Source organism: Mucilaginibacter gossypii (assembly GCF_900100945.1).
In the GTDB taxonomy this organism is placed as follows: domain Bacteria; phylum Bacteroidota; class Bacteroidia; order Sphingobacteriales; family Sphingobacteriaceae; genus Mucilaginibacter; species Mucilaginibacter gossypii.
In genome coordinates this window covers 170,680-189,767 of sequence record NZ_FNCG01000013.1, presented here as the reverse complement: position 1 = coordinate 189,767, position 19,088 = coordinate 170,680, and the positions used below count along the sequence as shown (strand labels likewise).

Below are 19,088 nucleotides of genomic sequence, written 5' to 3'. Positions count from 1 at the left end.
TTTACCGGTCAAAAAACGGCGCAGCTCAGGCACGTGCCGGGCCGGTAAAAACGAAAAAGGGGCACCCCTGCCCCTTAATCTATTAACTAACCTTATGAAGAATGAATTGTATAAAAATGCTGATTAATTTGCAGTGCCGTTTTTCACGTCGATCTTAAACGGAGCGGGCTCAGGAAGCCAAAGCTTACCATCCCCGATCTGAACAGGCATCCATAAATACCGGGAATTCCATTGTTCTTTCGGCTTCCAAATATCCCCCAGGAACAATACTGTCGTATCCTTCTTCCCGCTAACTTTGAGTAATAAGGTAGATTGCGAACCATATGTGTTTTTTTCCTTCGGCGCTATGTCTTTAAACTCCGACCACGGGCCTTTCAGGGTTTTTGCTGTTGCATACCGGTTAGGATTGGGCTTCCAGCCGGTAAGCGCGGAGCCTATTGCGTAATAAAGGCCATTATAATGCACTATAGCCCCACCTTCCATATGCTCGGCTATCAGGCACATCTCCCGGTCAATGCTGAGGCAATCCTCCGAAAGCCGGACGATATGAAACCCGAGCGGACGGTCTTCGAAAACAAGATATGGCGTACCATCATCATCTATAAACTGGCCAATATCCCGGCTTTCATGCTCCAGGGGTCTGAAGCTTTTCAGGTATTTAAAATTACCATCAGGGCGGTCGCTTACGGCGATGCCAACCCGAGCAAACTTATAAGTTGCATTGTCAAGATGGAAATACATGACATATTGCCGGCTCTTTTTGCTGTAGAAAACTTTGGGCCTTTCCAGAACCCAGCGCTGCCCCAGGTTTTCGGGATCGGTCATCTGAACAACATCACCTTTGAATGTCCAGTTCGTCAGGTCTTTTGACGCATAACAGCTAACATAACGTTTATTTGAATCCAGTCCCCGACGTCTTTCTTCTCCATACCAGTAGTATGTGTTCTTTATTTTTATAATCCCTCCGCCATGCGCCTGGATATGTTCTCCCCGGTTATCGGGCCAAACTTCTCCGGGGTTTATGATTTTTTGATGCTGTGCATATACCTGGCCTGTAATCAGCAAAGTCATGACAGCCATGGTTATTCTTTTTAAAAGTATTTTTTTAATCATTCGGTGTTTTTTGAAAGTCAGGAAATCTTATATAATGTTTTTATGAAAGCACCAGTTCGGTTGTGGCTATCTTACTGCCTTCAGAAAGTTTAATACGCAGTTGATTGATGCCCCGGTGTACATGATTAACTACCGACTGATATTGTAACCCCGTTACTTCAGCAATCTGATCGTAATTCCAATTATCAAAATATCTTAAAAAGATCATCTCCTTCTGGCGCCTTGGCAAGGTATTCAAGGCAAGCGCAAGCATGTGCTCCACTTCTCTCCCGGTTTCTTCCAAAACAAGCACATCTTCCCTCGAAAAAACAATATCGATATCATGGCTTGCGGATAAGCCTACAAACTCGGGCCGCGAGGCCTTTAAAAAGTTAATGGCAAGTGACCGTGCCGATTTAAAGAAATAGTATTTAACATTTTTAATAGGTCCAAATGTTATCCTCCGCTCCCACATTTTTATAAACAGTTCCTGTAAAACATCCTGGGCTGCATCCTCATCTTTAATAATTTTATAGAGGTAGAAATACAAACCGGAATACAGTTCGTCATGTATCCTGCCAAAAGATTTGACATTTCCGTGGAGGGCTTCTTCCCACCATGTAGTTAGCTGGTTACAATTGTTCATATTGGCTTTAAAAACTGGTTTCTCTTTAAATTGGTCGTTGCCGACTTTAGGAACCTAAGCTGAAAACCGATTTACATAATCGATTAAGTAAGTTTGCCTATGGTTCTAATAACTGGTTTATATAAGCTAATATGAATAGATTTTATTCGGCAGATGGGACTCAAATTGGTCATTTATGCGGTATAAATTCGGCAATTTATCAATTTACTCAATTGATTAAGCAATGGAGAGAATACACATAAATAACTCAATATCAGTTAATTGTGTTTTTATTTTTCTTAAATACAGGTCTTTTTTGCTTAAGAAAGTCTGATGGGTTAGCGCCGAACAGTTTAAAAAACTGATCGCGGAAGTATTTAATGCTGTTAAAGCCTGTTTCAATGGCCACTTCATTAACATTCATATCCGACTGGATCAGCAGCTCAGCCGCCTTTCTGAGGCGTATGTAGCGGATGAAGCTATTAACGGTATGACCCGACAGCGATTTAATTTTGCGGTAAAGATTTGAATGGCTCATGCCGATCTCTGAAGCCAGTATTTTGATATTGAAGTTTTCGTCGGTAATATGCTGCTCAACTATTTCGATACATTTTTCCAGGAAGTTTTTATACTCATCCGAAATAGTGACGTTAACCGATTTCAGGGTAATGGTATTATAAAAATAGCTTTGAAGGTTACTCCTGTTTTGCAGCAGATTGGCAATACGCGCAACCAGTACATCTTTATCAAAAGGTTTGGAAATATAGTCATCGGCGCCGCTTTCCAGTCCTTTGATCTTATTTTCGGCAGATGAACTGGCTGTTAGTAAAATCATCGGGATATAGCTCAATTGCTGGTCCTGCTTAATGGTTGAGCAAAGTTCAATGCCATTTAAACCAGGCATCATTACATCGCAGATAATAAGATCGGGTTGCTTTTCTTTCGCTTTCTGTAAACCGGTCAAACCATTATCTGCCTCGTAAACCCTGTAACGGCTTTCAAGAATGGAACAAATGTAAGCCCGGATCTCGCTGTCATCATCAATAACCAGGATCCTTTGCTTGTCGGTAAAAATCTTATCAGCTTCAAAATCAATATCATTAATTTGGCTGGCTTCAGCTATCGCCGGCTGGTCTTCCACCATTTCACGAAGCAAAGGCGATAAATCAGCGGCATCGGCTGCCGCTGCCACATCCGGCGAATAATGAGCTTTACCCTTTAACAGGGTTAAACAAAAATCAGAGCCCTTACCCGGCCCACTTTCAAACGTTAATGAGCCGCCGTGATCTATGGTAAACTGGCGGGCCAGGAATAAGCCGATCCCAAAGCCTCCTTTTGCCGCCTGTCCATGCGTATTTGACCTGTAAAACTTTTCGAAGATATGCTTCCCCGCTTCCAGAGATATTCCGGGTCCATTGTCAATCACATTGATCACCACCTCATCCGGTCCCGATTGCAGGCCAACACACACGGCTTTCCCGGCCGGCGTATATTTAATAGCATTGGATATGAGGTTAAACAGGATAATCTCGATCTTTTCCCTGTCTCCGTAAATCAGTACCGGCTCTTCCGGCACGTTTAATTCAAAACTGATACCCGAAAGCCTGGCCTGCTGCACAAAACATAAAAATACCTCCCGGCAAACAAGGGTAATGTCCATTGGCGCAATTTGCAGGATCCCAGCGCCCGAATCGGCCTTACGAAACAGCAACAGCTGATCAACAAGGCTTAACAGGCGCCTTGAATTACGATAAACAATATTAAGTTCCGCACGGTTCTCAGGGCCAATTTTCGCAAGCAAATCCCTTAAGGGGTTGATGATGAGCGAAAGGGGCGTACGAAACTCATGAGAAACACCCGTGAAAAACTCTACGCGCCTGTCATTCAATTCGCGTTCCTTTTCCTGCAGGTCGCGCTGGTGTGCAGCGGCGGCATTGGCCAGTTGTACTTCATATTTAAGCCGTGTTTCCCTAAACCTATAACGCAGGTACCAGTAAACAACTGCCGCAAGCAACATCGCATAAATCAGGTAGGCCCAGACGGTACGATACCAGGGCGGCAAAATAATGATATGAAGATGGATTTCCCGGCTAATCCATTGCCCTTCGGCATTAGTACAGTTAATTTTTAATGTATACGTACCGGGCTCTAAACGGGTATAAAGCGCATTACGTTGCCTCCCTGCGTAAATCCATCCCCTGTCCCAGCCCTGGAGCATATAACGGTAACCGATCCTATCCTGCGCGGTAAATTCGATAGCTGCGAAACTAACGGCTATTGATGCCTGATCGTAAGGAACCTCTAACGACCGGATAACATTCCCAGCATCCGTCTTCACATAGTCCGGATAAGTACTTATGGGCTTATTGTTAATTTTAATATCAGTTATAACAATGTTGGGGATATCATGCAGGGGCAGGATTGCCTGCGGATGAAATATCGTGACACCATTGATCCCCCCAAACGCAAGCTGACCATTGTTTAGCCTTAAGCCCGCGTTAAAGTTAAACTCATTGCTCGCCAGGCCATCGCTTTCAAAAAAATTGGTAAAACTAACGGCTTTGGGATCAAATCGGCAAAGCCCGTTGTAAGTGCTTAGCCACAAACGCTTTTGCGCGTCTTCCAAAATGGCCAGTACCGTATTATTACTAAGTCCGTTACTGGTGGTATAGTGGTGAATGATTTTTTCCTTAGACGTTGAAAAATACAACAAGCCGGCTTCTGTACCCAACCACATGTCGCCGTTGCCTGCTTTCTGCATTGATCTTACCGCTTTACCTACCGGATAAAACTTACGTGAGTTGCTTTTTTGATCAATCTTATAAACCCCTTCGAAATTTCCAGCCCAAAGGTTTCCAAAATGATCTTCGCCCATTGAAAGGATATTGGTCAGTGCCGCGTCATACAACCTGAATTGGTTATTATGCTTATCATATAGAAACAGCCCGTCCTGTAAGCCGCTGGCCCAAAGATTTCCAGCATGGTCCAGGTACAGGCACCAGAACACTACCCGGCTGGCAGCTCCCTGCCTGTCTACACCCCGAAATATAGTGAATGTATTGGAACCCGGCTGGTACAGGTTAATGCCGCCCCCATAAGTGGCAACCCAGATCCTGCCTTCCCTATCCCCGGCAATACTGGTTACAAAGTTTGAGCTTAGGGTGCCGGGGTGTGAGGCATCATGGCGAAAATTAGTAAAGCGATGGGCCTGCCGGTCCCAAATGCTCAATCCGCCGCCATCGGTACCTATCCACAGCCTGCCATCGGGTGCTTCATATAACGATTTAACAAAGTTACTGATAAGGCTGTTGGCGTTCAGGTCATTATGCCTGATATTTATAAAACGTTCTTTTACCTCATCAATAACATTTACTCCGCCCCGTAATGTACCTATCCACTTTCTGCCTTCGCGGTCTAAAAATAAAGCATAAACAGCATCACTTGAAAGTGAGTGCTCGTCACTCCCCGCAGGCAGATAGGTAATCTTGTCGCGCCCTTTATCCATGATCTGGATCCCGCCGCCATCGGTACTCACCCAAAGTGTACTATCGGGCATGACTTGCAGGCTCGTTATCCTGCCCGATTTGAAAGGCCCGTTAAACTCATCAAAAAGACGGTCATATTGCCCAGTTTTGAAATCATAATGGTGCAGGCCCTGGGTTGTGCCTACCCATAAACCATTGCCTTCGGGATAAATACAGGTAGCGCCGGTAACCGAAGTGTTCAGTAACTTCAAAGTACCGTGTACCGCATCATACGTAAAAAGGCCCGCGCCGCTGATCAGCGCAAAGATTTGGTCGCCTGGCCCTACATACAACGCGCTAACGTTATAACTCTGTACAGCTTTTCCGTTATCATAGTATGGTATAACATGGCCGGTTCGTTTGCCCTTATCAATAACGATAAGGCCGTTGGAAAGGGTGGCAATGAAAATACGCCCGGAGCGGTCCGTTTTAATGTCCCTTACAAAAGATGTCACGGGTGTTTCTTTGCCGCCCAAAATTGCATACGCCGGAGAAAACTCTTCAGTTACCGGGTTTAAGATACTTATGCCCTGGCGCGTACCTACCCATAAATTATTGGCCGCATCCTCTGCAATACAATTAATAAAATTATGAATAATTGAATGTTGCTTTTCGGGCTGATTGCGGTAAATACGGAAGTCATATCCGTCAAAACGGTTCAGGCCGTCGTAAGTGCCAAACCACATATAGCCTGAATGATCCTGGAAAATGCACCGTACTTCGCTGTTGGAAAGCCCGTCTTTGAGGCCAAGCCGCTGTATATTGGGTAAAGCAAGCGCCGCGGCATTGCTATTTAAAATCAGTGTTCCTAAAATAATTACACAACACCAACGTGCGGCTGCTTTAAAAGGCCGCATACAGGAGGATGCCGGTTGTTGAATACTGCTCAATTTGAATATAAGTGCCGCGAAACATTTGGTTCGTGTTTCAAAAACTGTCCCGCCAGGTTAAACATTACTCCTGGCGCTTCTTTTTAGGTTCCTGATTTATTTTCTGAACAATTGAATTCCAGCTTTTTTTGATCGTTTGTTCGTCTGCTTTCGGATTCTTTATCTGAAATAGCTCTAAGGGTTCCGCTTCGTTTCGCTTTTTTTTCATAAATCGATACACTATCATGTCTGCACCCTGTAACATTTTACTCAAAACAAAAATATAATTATCTGACAAATAAAGAACAAGGATTATATCCGTGCCCCAACCGATCATTTTTCTCAATATTCCCTGCTGTTTATCATTAACAAAAAGGGCTTCCTTTCAGAAGCCTTATTATAACCAACTTTGCTAAACCGGACGGTTTATTAGGGGAGAGTTATAACAAAGACAATCCCAAACAGGTTTGATACTCATTTTTTTTAATTTTTTTTTCGGATAAATTAAACCGGTAACCTTACGGATGAATCCCTTATGATCAGTTTGGTTTTCAATAAAATATTTTGCGAATCGATTATGTGGTTATCCTGAAGCTCTTCCAATAAAATTTTGGTAACCCTGAGCCCGATCTCTTTAATTGGCTGGGCAACAGCAGTTATGGCCGGGTTAAAAAGGGCAAAATTGTTAATATCATCAAATACAGCAACACCGATGTCCCTGGTAATTATCAGTCCTGATTCTTTCAGGGCCTGCAGGCCGCTTAAGGCGAGATAGTTGGTCGCAAAAAAAATGGCATCTATATCCTTTTTACTTTTCAGGAGGCTTTTAAGGTTCTGGATGGTTTTGTGTGGATCTTCATTATATATAATTTCTTTTAGGATAGGCGGCAGCCCGTGTTTTTGGAGGGCCGCGTGATAACCGTTAACACGTTCGTTCATTTGATCCTGCCCGGCCGCAAGCGTAACCATGGCAATGTTACGGAAGCCGTTATCTATCAAATGTAAAACCGCAGTCTCGCTGCCGCGAAAGTTATCGACAAGTACTTTGGAACATTGCAGATCAGGCGAGGCGCGGTCGAACACCACTACCGGGTAACCTTCCTTTACAAGCTGGTTGATATCATCTTCCAAACCTGCAGTAGGCGCCAGGATGTACCCATCTACCTGGTAATTTTTAAAAGTTTGCAGCAGGTCGCGGGCAATAACGGTCGAATTTTCAGAACTGCCATAAATAACGCGGTAACCTTCTTTATAAATATGCTCTTCCACAACCCTCGCAATGGCCGAAAAAAAAGGATCGCTGATATCTTCCACAATCATGCCCACCGTTTTACTTTTTCCCGTCCGCAGGCTGGCTGCCAGCCGGTTTGGCCGGTAACCTACCTTTTCAACAAACCTCAGTATTTTATTTTCCAGCGCCACGCTGATGCCATATTGCCTCGCCTTGCCATTAAGAACATAGGAAACAGATGCTTCTGACACTTTTAACGCGGCAGCAATATCTTTCAAAGCCAATTTTTTCTTCATTTCGCCCAAAGCCGGGTCCTCCTTAAGTCAAACTAACACAATCATTAATAATGCCGCACAACAACATCTCCGCCCCCTACTTTATTTGAGGTCTTATGATAACGGCCTGGCCCCCTTTTGCATCCAGGTCAACAACAAAAGCATCATTGTGCCTGAGCTCAACCTTTTTTACCTGTATGCCGCCCTGTCCGTCATCGCCATAAACAGTAGCGGTGTATACCTGATTTTTTTCCAGGAAATCGAGCTTGAAGCTTCCTCCCCATTTCTGAAGACCTGCAGCGCTGCCCAGGTACCAGGTACGGCCCTTACGACGTGCTACGGTAATGCCTTCGCCTATCTCTCCCTGCACATATTTACTTTCATCCCATACGGTGGGCACATATTTAAAAAATTCAATATCCGCCTCATCCCGGTAATCCTGCGACCGCCCGTACCAGAAAATCGCCTGGAGCGGGTCAAAGTATACAATGGTCAGGGCCATTTGCTGAGCTTTGCTTACCCGGATATTTTTACTGTAATCATTCACCCTGTTGGGGTAGCAAAAGGTAAAATCGGCAGGGCCGGCCAGGTAACGCGTAAACGGCAATACGGTATTATGGAAAGCATCGGGACTGTTTTCGTCGCCCCTGATCCCTTCCTGGCTCAGCACATACGGGTACCGGCGACTCAAACCTGTGGGTTTATAATGATCATGTACGTTAAGTACCATGCCATAATCATTTACTTTTTTTACGGCCGAATCAAGCCAGGCAAGGCCTTTCTGCGTGCCGCCATCTACAAACCCAAACTTTAGCCCGCTAACTCCCCACTTTTTATAAAGCGGCAATATGGTATCTATCTTAGCTTTGAGCCCCACATAATTTACGTATAAAATAACACCGATGCCTTTTTGCCGGGCATGGGCAATGATATCCGGCAAGTGGAAATCAGGCAGGTATCTGGTAGGATCAGAAGTAGTTCGAAATTCGGCACCGTACCAGCCTGCATCAACTAAAATGTATTGAAAGTTCATTTTTTGAGCAAAATCAATTCCATCAAGAGCGCCCTGCGTATTGATAGGTACCCTGAAAACCTTTCCGGGTTTTACATAATCGGGTACCTCATTACTAAGCGGTTTAACCAGTTTAAGATTAAGCTGACTAAACGCGTGCAAACCTATGGCAGTACTACTGCAACTGATGGTTCGCCAGGGAGTAATGAGACTATCGGTGAACCGGATTAATGAATCCTTCCGAACCGATTGAACGCGATGGTCGCGGTAAATGGTATCCGTATAAAATTGTAACGACAGGCTATTGGGGCGGCTGCCGTGAACCAATACGCATTTGGTGTAATTGCGGTTATCGGCTTCGCCGATACTTATATATGACTGTGCGGCTGTAAGCGTTGAAGGAAGGTCACTGGTACCCGGCAATGAATCGACCATAACCGGCCGGAAAACAGATTCTTCGTGATACTGGTAAATGCGATAGCTTGTTGCAAGGTTAAACTCCGTTAGCTCCGATTTAAGTTGTACAATACTATCACCAAGCTGCTTACAGACATACCTAAACGCCAGGCTTCCATCATATACCCTTACGATTATATCATAATTACCTATGCCAGAGGTGCAATGAAGCGTGAGCTCGTTACAATGGTTTACCAGGCTGGCATCCTCCCCCAGCGGCCACAAAAACTTTTCATTGATTTCTTTTTTGGCCGATCCCTTTAACGTGATACCCTGAACTAATGAAGAACCGGTAGTTTCGATCCCCAAACGCGACCAGTTAACAATTAACCGTGTATTGAAAATTAACCGATAATACAGCTGCCCTTGCTCATCCAGTGAAAATTGCGCCCGCGTACGGTTATCTGGTGAATAAAGCAGTGCAACAACCTTTTGCTTTGCGGACACAGCATTATTGCAAAAGGGAGAAAGGGCTATAAAAAAGGCAAAAAAAAGGTATTTATTCTTCATTGTTCAGGATACAGGGCAACAACAGTAATAAGGACAAGCAATGCTATTAAATATACTCAAAGAGATTAGTGATTTAGTTCAAATTGTTCCTAGGTATCTCATTAGGGCACATTATCTCCGGCAAATGCAGTTATTTTTTCGATATAGTTTTTTTATTGAGTATGAGAATCCGCCTTTATTGTCTTCCTCTATACACTATAAAAACTTCTATGAACAAATTCCTGGCACTGGCATGTGCAGTCGTATTTTTATTAAAAACAGTCAAGGCAGAAATCATAACTTATAAAGCACCCGAAAGTAACTTAGTTAATCATACAATTAAAGTAGATGTGCGGCAGGGTACAGGCAACTGGCAGCCCTTAGATGTATATAACGCCGATGTTGCGGCTCGTTTTGACACGCAGCGCATTATTAAAAAAACCGCTTTTACTTATTTTGATTGTTCCGGTTCAGTAAAGCTCCGGGTTAAGCTAAACCTGGGGAATATCAAAGAAGTAAGGATCAGACCTACCGCATACGGCATCAAGCCCGAGGTTAAAGGCAACGTTGTAGAATTTGAATTAAGCGCTTCGCAATATGTTTCGTTAGAGGTAAACGGCAACATTTTTGAAAACCTGCAGATTTTTGCCAATCCTATAGAAAGCAGCCGTCCCACAAAAGCCGATGCGCAAACACTTTATTTTGGCCCGGGCATCCATAAAATCGGCCGGATGGTGATCCCCTCGGGTAAAACCGTGTATGTGGCCGGCGGCGCTATTGTTGAAGGCTCATTTGTTATAGATCATGCAGAGAACGTCAGGATCTGCGGCCGCGGAATCCTTACACAACACCCGGTACAGGACGACAGCGTTAAACCACAAAATACTACAGGAACACCCTCAAAATTAAGGAACGATCATTTGATCATCCAGTACAGCAATACCATCAGTATCGACGGGATCATTGAACTCCCAACGGGTTATTCTATTTTGATGGGCGAATCAAAGCATGTGAAAATAAGCAATTTCAAAGCTTTTAGTTCTACCGGTAATGCCGATGGCATAGACATTTTCTGTAGTCAGGATATTAAGCTCGATCATATATACATGCGAAACTCTGACGATTGTATCGCTATTTACGGTCACCGTTGGAATTATTATGGCAATACCTCCGATATTACAGTTAACAACGCCATTTTATGGGCAGATGTAGCCCACCCGCTACTGATAGGCACCCACGGCGATACTGACCACCCGGACACATTACAGAATATCCGGGTTCAAAATATGACCGTACTTGACCATAACGAAAACCAGCTTGATTACCAGGGCTGCATATCACTTAATGCCGGCGACAGCAACCTGATCAGGAACGCCAGTTTTGAAAACGTGGAGATTGAGGATATCCGCAAGGGGCAACTGTTTAATTTAAGAGTGATGTACAACCGAAAATATAACACCTCTCCCGGGCTGGGGATCGAGAACATACTGTTCAGGAATGTTAATTATAACGGGACGCGGGCTAATATGTCTGTTATAGCCGGCTATGATGACAAACGCGGCATCAGGAAAGTTATATTTGAAAACCTGAAGATAAACAGCACCCTGATATTCGATAAGATGCCGGGCAAACCCGGCTTTTATAAAACAAGCGATATGGCTAACATATTTGTGGGTGAACATGTGGACGGGGTCCAGTTTCCGCGCAAGGATTGAGGGTAAGATTGACTACCTGTCCTTGTGTGCAATCTTTTATATCTCCACTAATATTTTTAAGGTATTAAATTGTGCGATTCCCTTCTTGGGAAACTACTGTTGTGTACACTTCTTTTCAACTAAAAGAAAATGTCATTTCAATAGAGCTGTGGAGGCCTGAGCGAGCGAGCAAAGGAGATCTTATACGATATGCCAAGTAACGTGAAAAGCTCGCGGACATGGTGTAGAAGATTTCTCCTCCCCCAACACACTTTCCCGACGCTACGTTCGTCGAAATGACACCGTTTTTCAATTGATAATAAATCATTGAAGGAGTGTACAGACAATAGCTCAAGAAAGGAATTGAAAGAATCTTTAATTACTTCTACAATACTTACCCATACACAAAGCAGCTTATTCCAAGCGCTTTAACGTCATAAAAATTTCAAAAAACACCAGTTTGCTGTGAGTATCATTTACAGCAGTCATTGTCTTTGGTGTGTCCGATTATAAAACTGTTTTGTTCCACGCTCTTACACGACTTCCAAACATACCGGAACGGCAGTAAATATGTTTACCTAAACAATTAAACCATGAAAAAACTTTTTACGCTTTGTAATTATTTGACAGGTACGCACCGGCAGATAAGGCTGCTGTTGTTTTCGCTGTCGATGTTTGTCACGATGGGTGTATGCGCCCAACCTTTTGTCCATCCTGGCGTGGCCTTTAACCGGGCCGATTTGGATCAATTGAAAGCCAACATTAGCCGCGAACCATGGCTATCCGGTTATAATGCATTTAAAAACGGCTCGCATTCACAATTGGGCTATGGGCAAAAGGGGCCTTTTGCAACTGTTACAAGGGCGCCAAACCTAAACAACAGTGCCTGGATTGAAGACATGCAGGCTGTTCACAACCTGGCCTGGATGTGGTGGTTTACAGGCGACTCAACTTATGCCCGCAAAGCTACTAATATGTTGGATGCCTGGGCAGTAACCAATACTACATGGGGCGGCGGAGAATCAATGCTGGATATTGGCGACTATGCGCAGTATTGGGGCGTAGGTGCTGAAATCCTTCGTTGTACTTTTCCCGGTTGGACCGCAGCCAACACACAGCACGTAAAAAATTATTTTGCTAATGTTTTATTCCCTACTTCCTGGGTACCAAGCCCCTTGCGCGACGCGAATAAAGGAGCCCTCCAGTTAAAAATAGCTCTTGCCGCATCCGTTTTTTGTGATGATGTAACCCGGTTTAACCAGGCGGTGGAAGTGTACCGGATGGATGCCGGAGGAGGTATGCGCAATTCGTTGCCCGGTGGCGAAGTTGGGGATTCGGGCCGCGACGACCATTGGCGTGTGCAGGCAGCCGCACTGGCCTGGGGTGCAGAAGTTGCCTACAAGCAAGGTGCAGATATGTTTGCCGAATTGGATAACCGGGTATTGGCTATCGGTGAACTGTATCATAAATACGCTTTTGACGGAGCAACAATGACCTTTATCCCGCTGGGAGGGTATGCAAGTTATTGGACTAACTGGGGTATTCAGCCCGGAGCGAGGGTTGGCGACATGACTAATCTTATTTACAGCGCTTATGCTGTACGCAAGGGAATACCTACCCCTAATACCGACAGGATGAGAGCCGCATTAATGCAGCCCGGTGCCACCAATTATTCTCCTGCCGGCGGCAATTTCTTATACCTGAAATCATCAGATACATCTACCGCGGTTAAGTTGCCCCAGGTATATTATCCTGCTGATCATGTGCAGCCGGTGAGCAACCTTACCAATATTGATATCGGTAATACCGGGTTGGCGGGCAGCGCTGCCTACAATAACGGGGTTTGGACACTTCAAGGCGCCGGAACTTCTACCAGTAATGCTTTTAGCTTTAATTTTAAGAAAATTAGCGGCGATGCCGGACTGGTAGTAAAAGTTGAGAATATGTCGTTAAATACCGGTGGTTGCGGGGTCATGCTACGCCAATCGCTGGCGCCCGGTTCGGCTTTTTATGATATTTTCCTTAAAGCGACAGGCGGTGCCGGAAACCACTACCAACCCAAAGCCCCCTGGTGGTTAAAAATTGAGCGTGTAGGCACCCGCATATTTACATACCATTCGCAGGATGGCATTAGTTGGACCGGTCTCGGTTGCTGGTATTCTGCAACAGGTTTCCCCACGGATTTGTATGCCGGATTTTATGCCCTTTCCAGTAATAACTCGGCGCTAAATATAGCCACGTTCAGTAATGTAGCCTATAGTCAATCTGCACCTGCCGGGTCTCCGGAGATTAGCAGTGCTACCACAGCCACAGCTACCAGTGGTGGGCCTTTCAGTTATAACATCGTAGCCAGTGCTAATCCATCTTCTTATAGTGCCAGCGGCTTGCCGGCAGGGCTTAGCATTGATGCGGCCACCGGTATCATCTCGGGTACACCTACCGCGTTAGGGCAAAGCGAAATTACCATAGCCGCCACTAATGCCAGCGGCACCGGCACGGCAACCCTCATGCTGAATGTGGTCAATAACCAGGCGCCGGCAGCGCCCGCTTCAGCTGCGGCGGCGGTTGTTAACGCTACACAAATTAATATTTCCTGGGTAGCTTCAGCCAATGCTACCAGCTATTCGGTAAAACGGTCGTCATCATCCACCGGGCCGTTTACCACTATACAATCAGGTATAACCAACACATCATATATTGATGCCAGCCCTGTACCCGAGGTAAACAATTATTATGTAGTGACCGCGCTTGCCGGAACATTGGAAAGCGGAAACTCAAATGTTATTTTTTCATCAGTACCACCGGCTGCCCCGGCGCAGCCTGCAGCTGTTAATAAAAACAAGGAAGTTGACTTGAGCTGGAATGCAGCAGCAGGTGCGGCTACTTATAATGTAAAACGCGCTACGATAAGCGGCGGTCCTTATACTACTGTAGCCAATGTTTCAACTACGGCATACGCGGATCTGAATGTAAGCAACGGAAGCCCATACTACTATGTTGTTTCATCTGTGGGCCAAACCAAAGAAAGCTCCAATTCGGCCGAAACATTTGGCGTACCCGGCTCAAGCACTTCAACATGGAGCCAGCAGCCCGAGTCCGACTCGCTTACCCTGGCCAGCAACTGGCAGGAAAACGCGACACCGGTTAATCCAGCCATTATTACTTTTCAAAATAGTGCAGATACCGTACTGACCAACGACATCCCAAACCTCGTAGCCTCGAGAATCCAGTTTAATGCAAACGCCAGCAACTATACCATTGACGGCGCAGCAATTCATTTGCGAAATGACCTGGTTAATAACAGCTCTGGGTATCAAACCCTGAAGATGCCTGTAACGCTCGATACGTTACTCAATGTAAACACCCCCAATGTAAGCGGCACCGTATCATTAATCGGGCAAATAACAGGCACAGGCAGCCTGCTCAAGAACGGTATCGGGTTCCTGTACGCAGGAGGCAATAACACCTACTCCGGCGGTACTATCCTCAACGGGAACGGGCAAAGCTGGCCGCCAGTTTATGGGATGGAAATATCCGGAACAAGTACAGGAGCGCCCTCCGCCCCTACATCAGGCCCGCTCGGTACCGGAAAAATAACCATGAACGGCGGCGCGCTTTTTTCGGCGAACGGTGATGCTACCTTATACAACGATATTGAAATCGCTGCCGGAAAAACCAGTTATTTTTACCAAACCAGCAACGCATTGAACCTTTACGGGCGGCTTACCGGCAGCGGAACAATTATTCAGGATGGTAACGTATATGCCGGTTTACATTTGTTTGCCGATAACAGCAGCTTTACCGGGTACTTTGTATCCAAATTACGCAGCGGCAACTCACGTACCCGTTTTGAAGTGCCGCAATCAGGCAGCGCGAATGCATCATGGAACCTCGACGCCAACGGCAATGATTGCCAGGGCATCATGTTCCCTACCGGCACCATCAGCTTTGGCTCATTGAGCGGCAGGGGCGCCATCCGTACAGATGGTGGCGGCAGCCCAACCATCAGCATCGGTGCACTGAATATAACTACCAGCTACGGCGGAACGATGACCGGCAGTATGAACGTAGAGAAAGTTGGAACAGCTATTCTGACATTTACCGGTAACCAGGCTTATTCCGGAACAACGACGATAAAAAACGGCACTTATTTGCTCAATAACGATCCTAACAGCGGCACATTCACCAGTCCGGTGGTTGCAACGGCCGGCACGTTTGGCGGCAGTGGTAAAAGCACATCATCGGCTACTATCGGTACCGGTTCGGGTACAGGAGCGGCATTGGCACCTGGTAACCAGTCCATTGGCACCATAAAAGTGGGCACCCTCACCATGAATGCCGATGCCACCTATAGAGTAGAATTAAGCACCAGTTCGGCCACCAGTGATAAGGTAAGTACAGCCATTGTTAATTTAGTGAACCAGCCTAAACTACAGATCACGGCTATCGACTCGACCAGCCTGGCCCAGGGAAGTTCGTTCACTATCATTGATAACACCGGAAGTGCGGCAATATCCGGTACATTTAAAGGTTTGCCCGAACTTGCCCCGATAACTGTTGGTAATTTCACGCTTCGCATCAGCTATAAAGGCGGTACGGGCAATGATGTGGTGCTCCTGGACGACCGGCCATTACCGGTAATTATCACCAGCGCGCCAACGGATACCACGCTGATAGGAAAACCTATGACTTATACGGTAACAGGAATTAAGTCGCCCAACCATTTTTCGGCCAGCGGATTGCCGGCTGGGTTACAAATTGATTCTTTATCAGGCAAAATTTCAGGAAAACCAACAGAATCAGGCACCTTTAATGTAAGCCTGTCGGCAGGCAACGGCAGTACAACAGGTACTTCCACATTGGTACTCACGGTACTTAGCAGTGCTGTAAACTCTTTGACAGTTGCCGCGGGCGATGCCAAAAACATCCTTGAATGGCAATCACTTCCAGGCTACAGTTATAACGTTAAACGTTCAACAACTTCCGGCGGGCCATATACCGCACTTGGCTCGGTTAGTAACCTTACCTTCACCGACAGCAATGTAAGCAATGGCACAACCTATTTTTATGTTATAGCCCCTGCAGACAGCACCGGCGAAGGTACCCAAAGCACAGAAGCGGTTGCTAAACCCAATGCCGGGCAACGCGACTTTTATCAATTTGATGAGGAAAGCAGTAGTAAAGGCATTGATGCCTGGGGCGCCAATCATGCTGCACTCGCGGCAACAGCAAGCCGTGCTGCGGGTAAATATGGAAAATCTTTGCTGCTTGATGGTTCTGCGAACGCTTATGCAACATTGCCTGCCGGTATTTTCAGTACCCTGAACGATTTTACCATATCTGCCTGGGTGCGGATGGACGCCATAAGTACCTGGATGCGTGTTTTTGACTTTGGCTCAAGCACTACCCAATACATGTTCCTTACTGTACAGGCCGGTGTTACCAACGGGCAGTCAACCATTCGTTACGCTACTAAAAACGGCTCGGCTGCAGAACAGAATATCAATTACAATTACACCTTCCCATTAAATACCTGGACCTACCTGGCGGTAACGCGGGCGGGCACTACTACCACACTTTATGTAAATGGTACATCGGTTACCTCCTCAACAAACATTACCATCAAACCATCGGCGCTCGGCAGCACCACACAAAATTATCTGGGCAAATCGCAGTTTGCCGATCCGATGTTCAAAGGCTCCATTGATAATTTCAAGATCTACGGCAGGGCATTAAGCAGCACCGAAATTGCTGCCGATGTATTGGGTGATCAAACAATTACCTTCGCGTCCCTCAGCGGAAAAACATTTGGCGATGCCGATTTTGTGCCCGTTGCAACAGCTTCATCAGGTTTAGCGGTTTCCTACAGCAGTTCAGATACTACTGTTGCCAGTGTGATCAATGGCGCCATCCACATTAAAGCGGCCGGAACAACAACCATCATTGCATCCCAGGCCGGAAACAGCAGTTTTAAAGCAGCTACTTCTATTAATCAAAGCCTCACCGTTAGCCAAAAAGCACAAACCATTACGTTTAATGCGATCCCTGGAAAAACAGTTGCCGACAGCGATTTTATGGCCGGTGCTGTAGCCAGTTCTGGCCTTGCGGTAAGTTATAGCAGTTCGGACAGTACGGTAGTTCAGGTAGCGGGCACAAAGTTGCACATCACCGGTGCGGGTACGGCCGTGATCACCGCCTCGCAGGGTGGGAATGCTAATTACCTTGCGGCATCACCGGTTACACAAACCTTAACTGTTAACAAACTGAGCCAAAGCATAAGTTTTGCCGCGTTGCCTTTAAGCAGGCCTGGCGATGCAGATATCAGCCTGAATGCGACAGCTACTTCCGGGCTTACAGTTGTTTACACCAGCTCAAACTTAAACGTAGCTACGGTAATCAATAACAAGCTGCATATTGTAGGTGCGGGCAGCAGTACTATCATAGCGCAGCAAGGTGGCAACGCTCGTTTTGACACGACAGCCTCAAGCAAAGCCTTCACCGTATTGCCATACAATGTCCAGGTACAATACTCCGACGGGGATAACAACCAGCCTGTAAACAATCTCATTAAGCCATTTCTGAAAATTGTTAACCAGGATTCTGTCGCCATTAATTTAAACGAGCTGACCATGAGGTATTGGTTTACCGCGGAAAATTATGCCGGGATCAATTCATGGATTGATTATGCCCAAATGGGGAACAGTAACGTTACCATGAAATATGTTCAGTTACCCAACCCGCGCACAGGCGCCCTGGGTTATATTGAATATGGTTTCCTGAATAACGGCCAGCTCAGCGCAGGCGGCAATTCCGGGGTTATTCAGTCGAGGTTTGCAAACCAGGACTGGTCAAACTTTTCGGAGGCCGATGATTATTCATACCTGCCATACACCGGGAGCTATGCCGCAAACAGCCATATCACCCTTTACCGCAACGGGCAGTTAATTTACGGTACCGAGCCGGCTGCAGTTACAGCTACCACGGCTTTTACTGTATCTTATCAAAACCAAAATCAAAGCACATCCGGAAATACGATCAGTACCTACCTGGTGCTTAACAATACAGGAAACGTGCCTGTCAATTACAGCGATCTTTCCATTCGTTATTGGTTTAGCCGCGAAGGCACAGCAGGATTGAATTTCTCGGTAAGCTATGCCAAACTGGGCAACAGCAAAATCAACAACCGGTTTGTTACTTTAAGTCCCCCTTTAACCGGGGCAGACACCTATCTTGAATTAACCATCGATCCATCGGCCGGTTCGCTTTACCCCTTAAGCAATACCGGTAACATTCAATACCAGGTTAATAAAACAGACTGGTCGGCATTTAACGAGGCCAATGATTATTCGTTTGCTGCCAAAGCTGCTATGGCGCTTAACAGCCATATTACTGTTTATTATAAAGATCAGCTGATTTATGGAACGGAACCTACATTGCTCAGCAGCAATTCGCTGGCTTCAACCTTAGGTCAAAAAACCGGCATTGTACAAGATAACAGCGCACCTATCGGTACTGTTCAAAACAATGTGATCTACCCAAACCCGGTGGCTGCACGCAGCTTCAACATTAAACTAACGCCCGACCTGGAGCAGAAAGAGATCAACCTGGTTATCCGGGATAATTTTGGCAAGGTTATGCAAAGCGGCAGGTATCGTGGTTTTGGCGGTAACCTTGGGGTTCAGTTAACCCGCTCGTATATGACCGGTGTTTACTTTGTTCAGATCAACAATCTGGCACCATTGCGCATGATAGTAAGCCCATGATTTTAGCTAAAAGCAGAATACACAAAGCTTAAAGCTAAAAATGTCATGTCCTGAAAAA

General features: G+C 45.8%; 8 protein-coding genes. 2 read left to right on the top strand and 6 right to left on the bottom strand.

The features are described 5' to 3' along the window. Positions 1–123: 123 nt before the first annotated feature. From BLS28_RS21655 to BLS28_RS21630, 6 genes are all read right to left on the bottom strand, one after another. Entirely contained in the window at positions 124–1,113 is a 990-nt protein-coding gene (locus tag BLS28_RS21655; RefSeq protein WP_218134493.1) for a family 43 glycosylhydrolase, read from the bottom strand. A 40-nt stretch (positions 1,114–1,153) separates the two neighbouring features. After that, entirely contained in the window at positions 1,154–1,738 is a 585-nt protein-coding gene (locus BLS28_RS21650) for an RNA polymerase sigma factor (protein WP_091172259.1), read from the bottom strand. Positions 1,739–1,991: 253 nt separating this feature from the next. Beyond that, positions 1,992–6,098: a hybrid sensor histidine kinase/response regulator gene (locus tag BLS28_RS21645; protein WP_091172258.1), complete on the bottom strand. Its 4,107-nt coding sequence runs from the start codon at positions 6,096–6,098 to the stop codon at positions 1,992–1,994. Between the two features lie 97 nt (positions 6,099–6,195). Further along, positions 6,196–6,456, bottom strand: a complete 261-nt coding sequence (locus BLS28_RS21640) for a hypothetical protein (RefSeq protein ID WP_143020838.1) — start codon at positions 6,454–6,456, stop codon at positions 6,196–6,198. Positions 6,457–6,614: 158 nt separating this feature from the next. After that, a complete protein-coding gene (locus BLS28_RS21635) occupies positions 6,615–7,637 on the bottom strand; it encodes a substrate-binding domain-containing protein (protein ID WP_091172254.1) in 1,023 nt (340 codons plus the stop codon). 76 nt (positions 7,638–7,713) lie between these two features. Further along, entirely contained in the window at positions 7,714–9,594 is a 1,881-nt protein-coding gene (locus tag BLS28_RS21630; RefSeq protein WP_091172252.1) for a glycoside hydrolase family 97 protein, read from the bottom strand. A 209-nt stretch (positions 9,595–9,803) separates the two neighbouring features. On the opposite strand from BLS28_RS21630, the gene BLS28_RS21625 reads away from it, so the two are divergent. Both BLS28_RS21625 and BLS28_RS21620 read left to right on the top strand, forming a co-directional pair. Further along, positions 9,804–11,288: a glycosyl hydrolase family 28 protein gene (locus BLS28_RS21625; protein WP_176844533.1), complete on the top strand. Its 1,485-nt coding sequence runs from the start codon at positions 9,804–9,806 to the stop codon at positions 11,286–11,288. 572 nt (positions 11,289–11,860) lie between these two features. After that, positions 11,861–19,030 (top strand): cellulose binding domain-containing protein, encoded by a 7,170-nt coding sequence (locus BLS28_RS21620; RefSeq protein ID WP_091172248.1) that lies wholly within the window; start codon positions 11,861–11,863, stop codon positions 19,028–19,030. Positions 19,031–19,088: the final 58 nt, after the last annotated feature.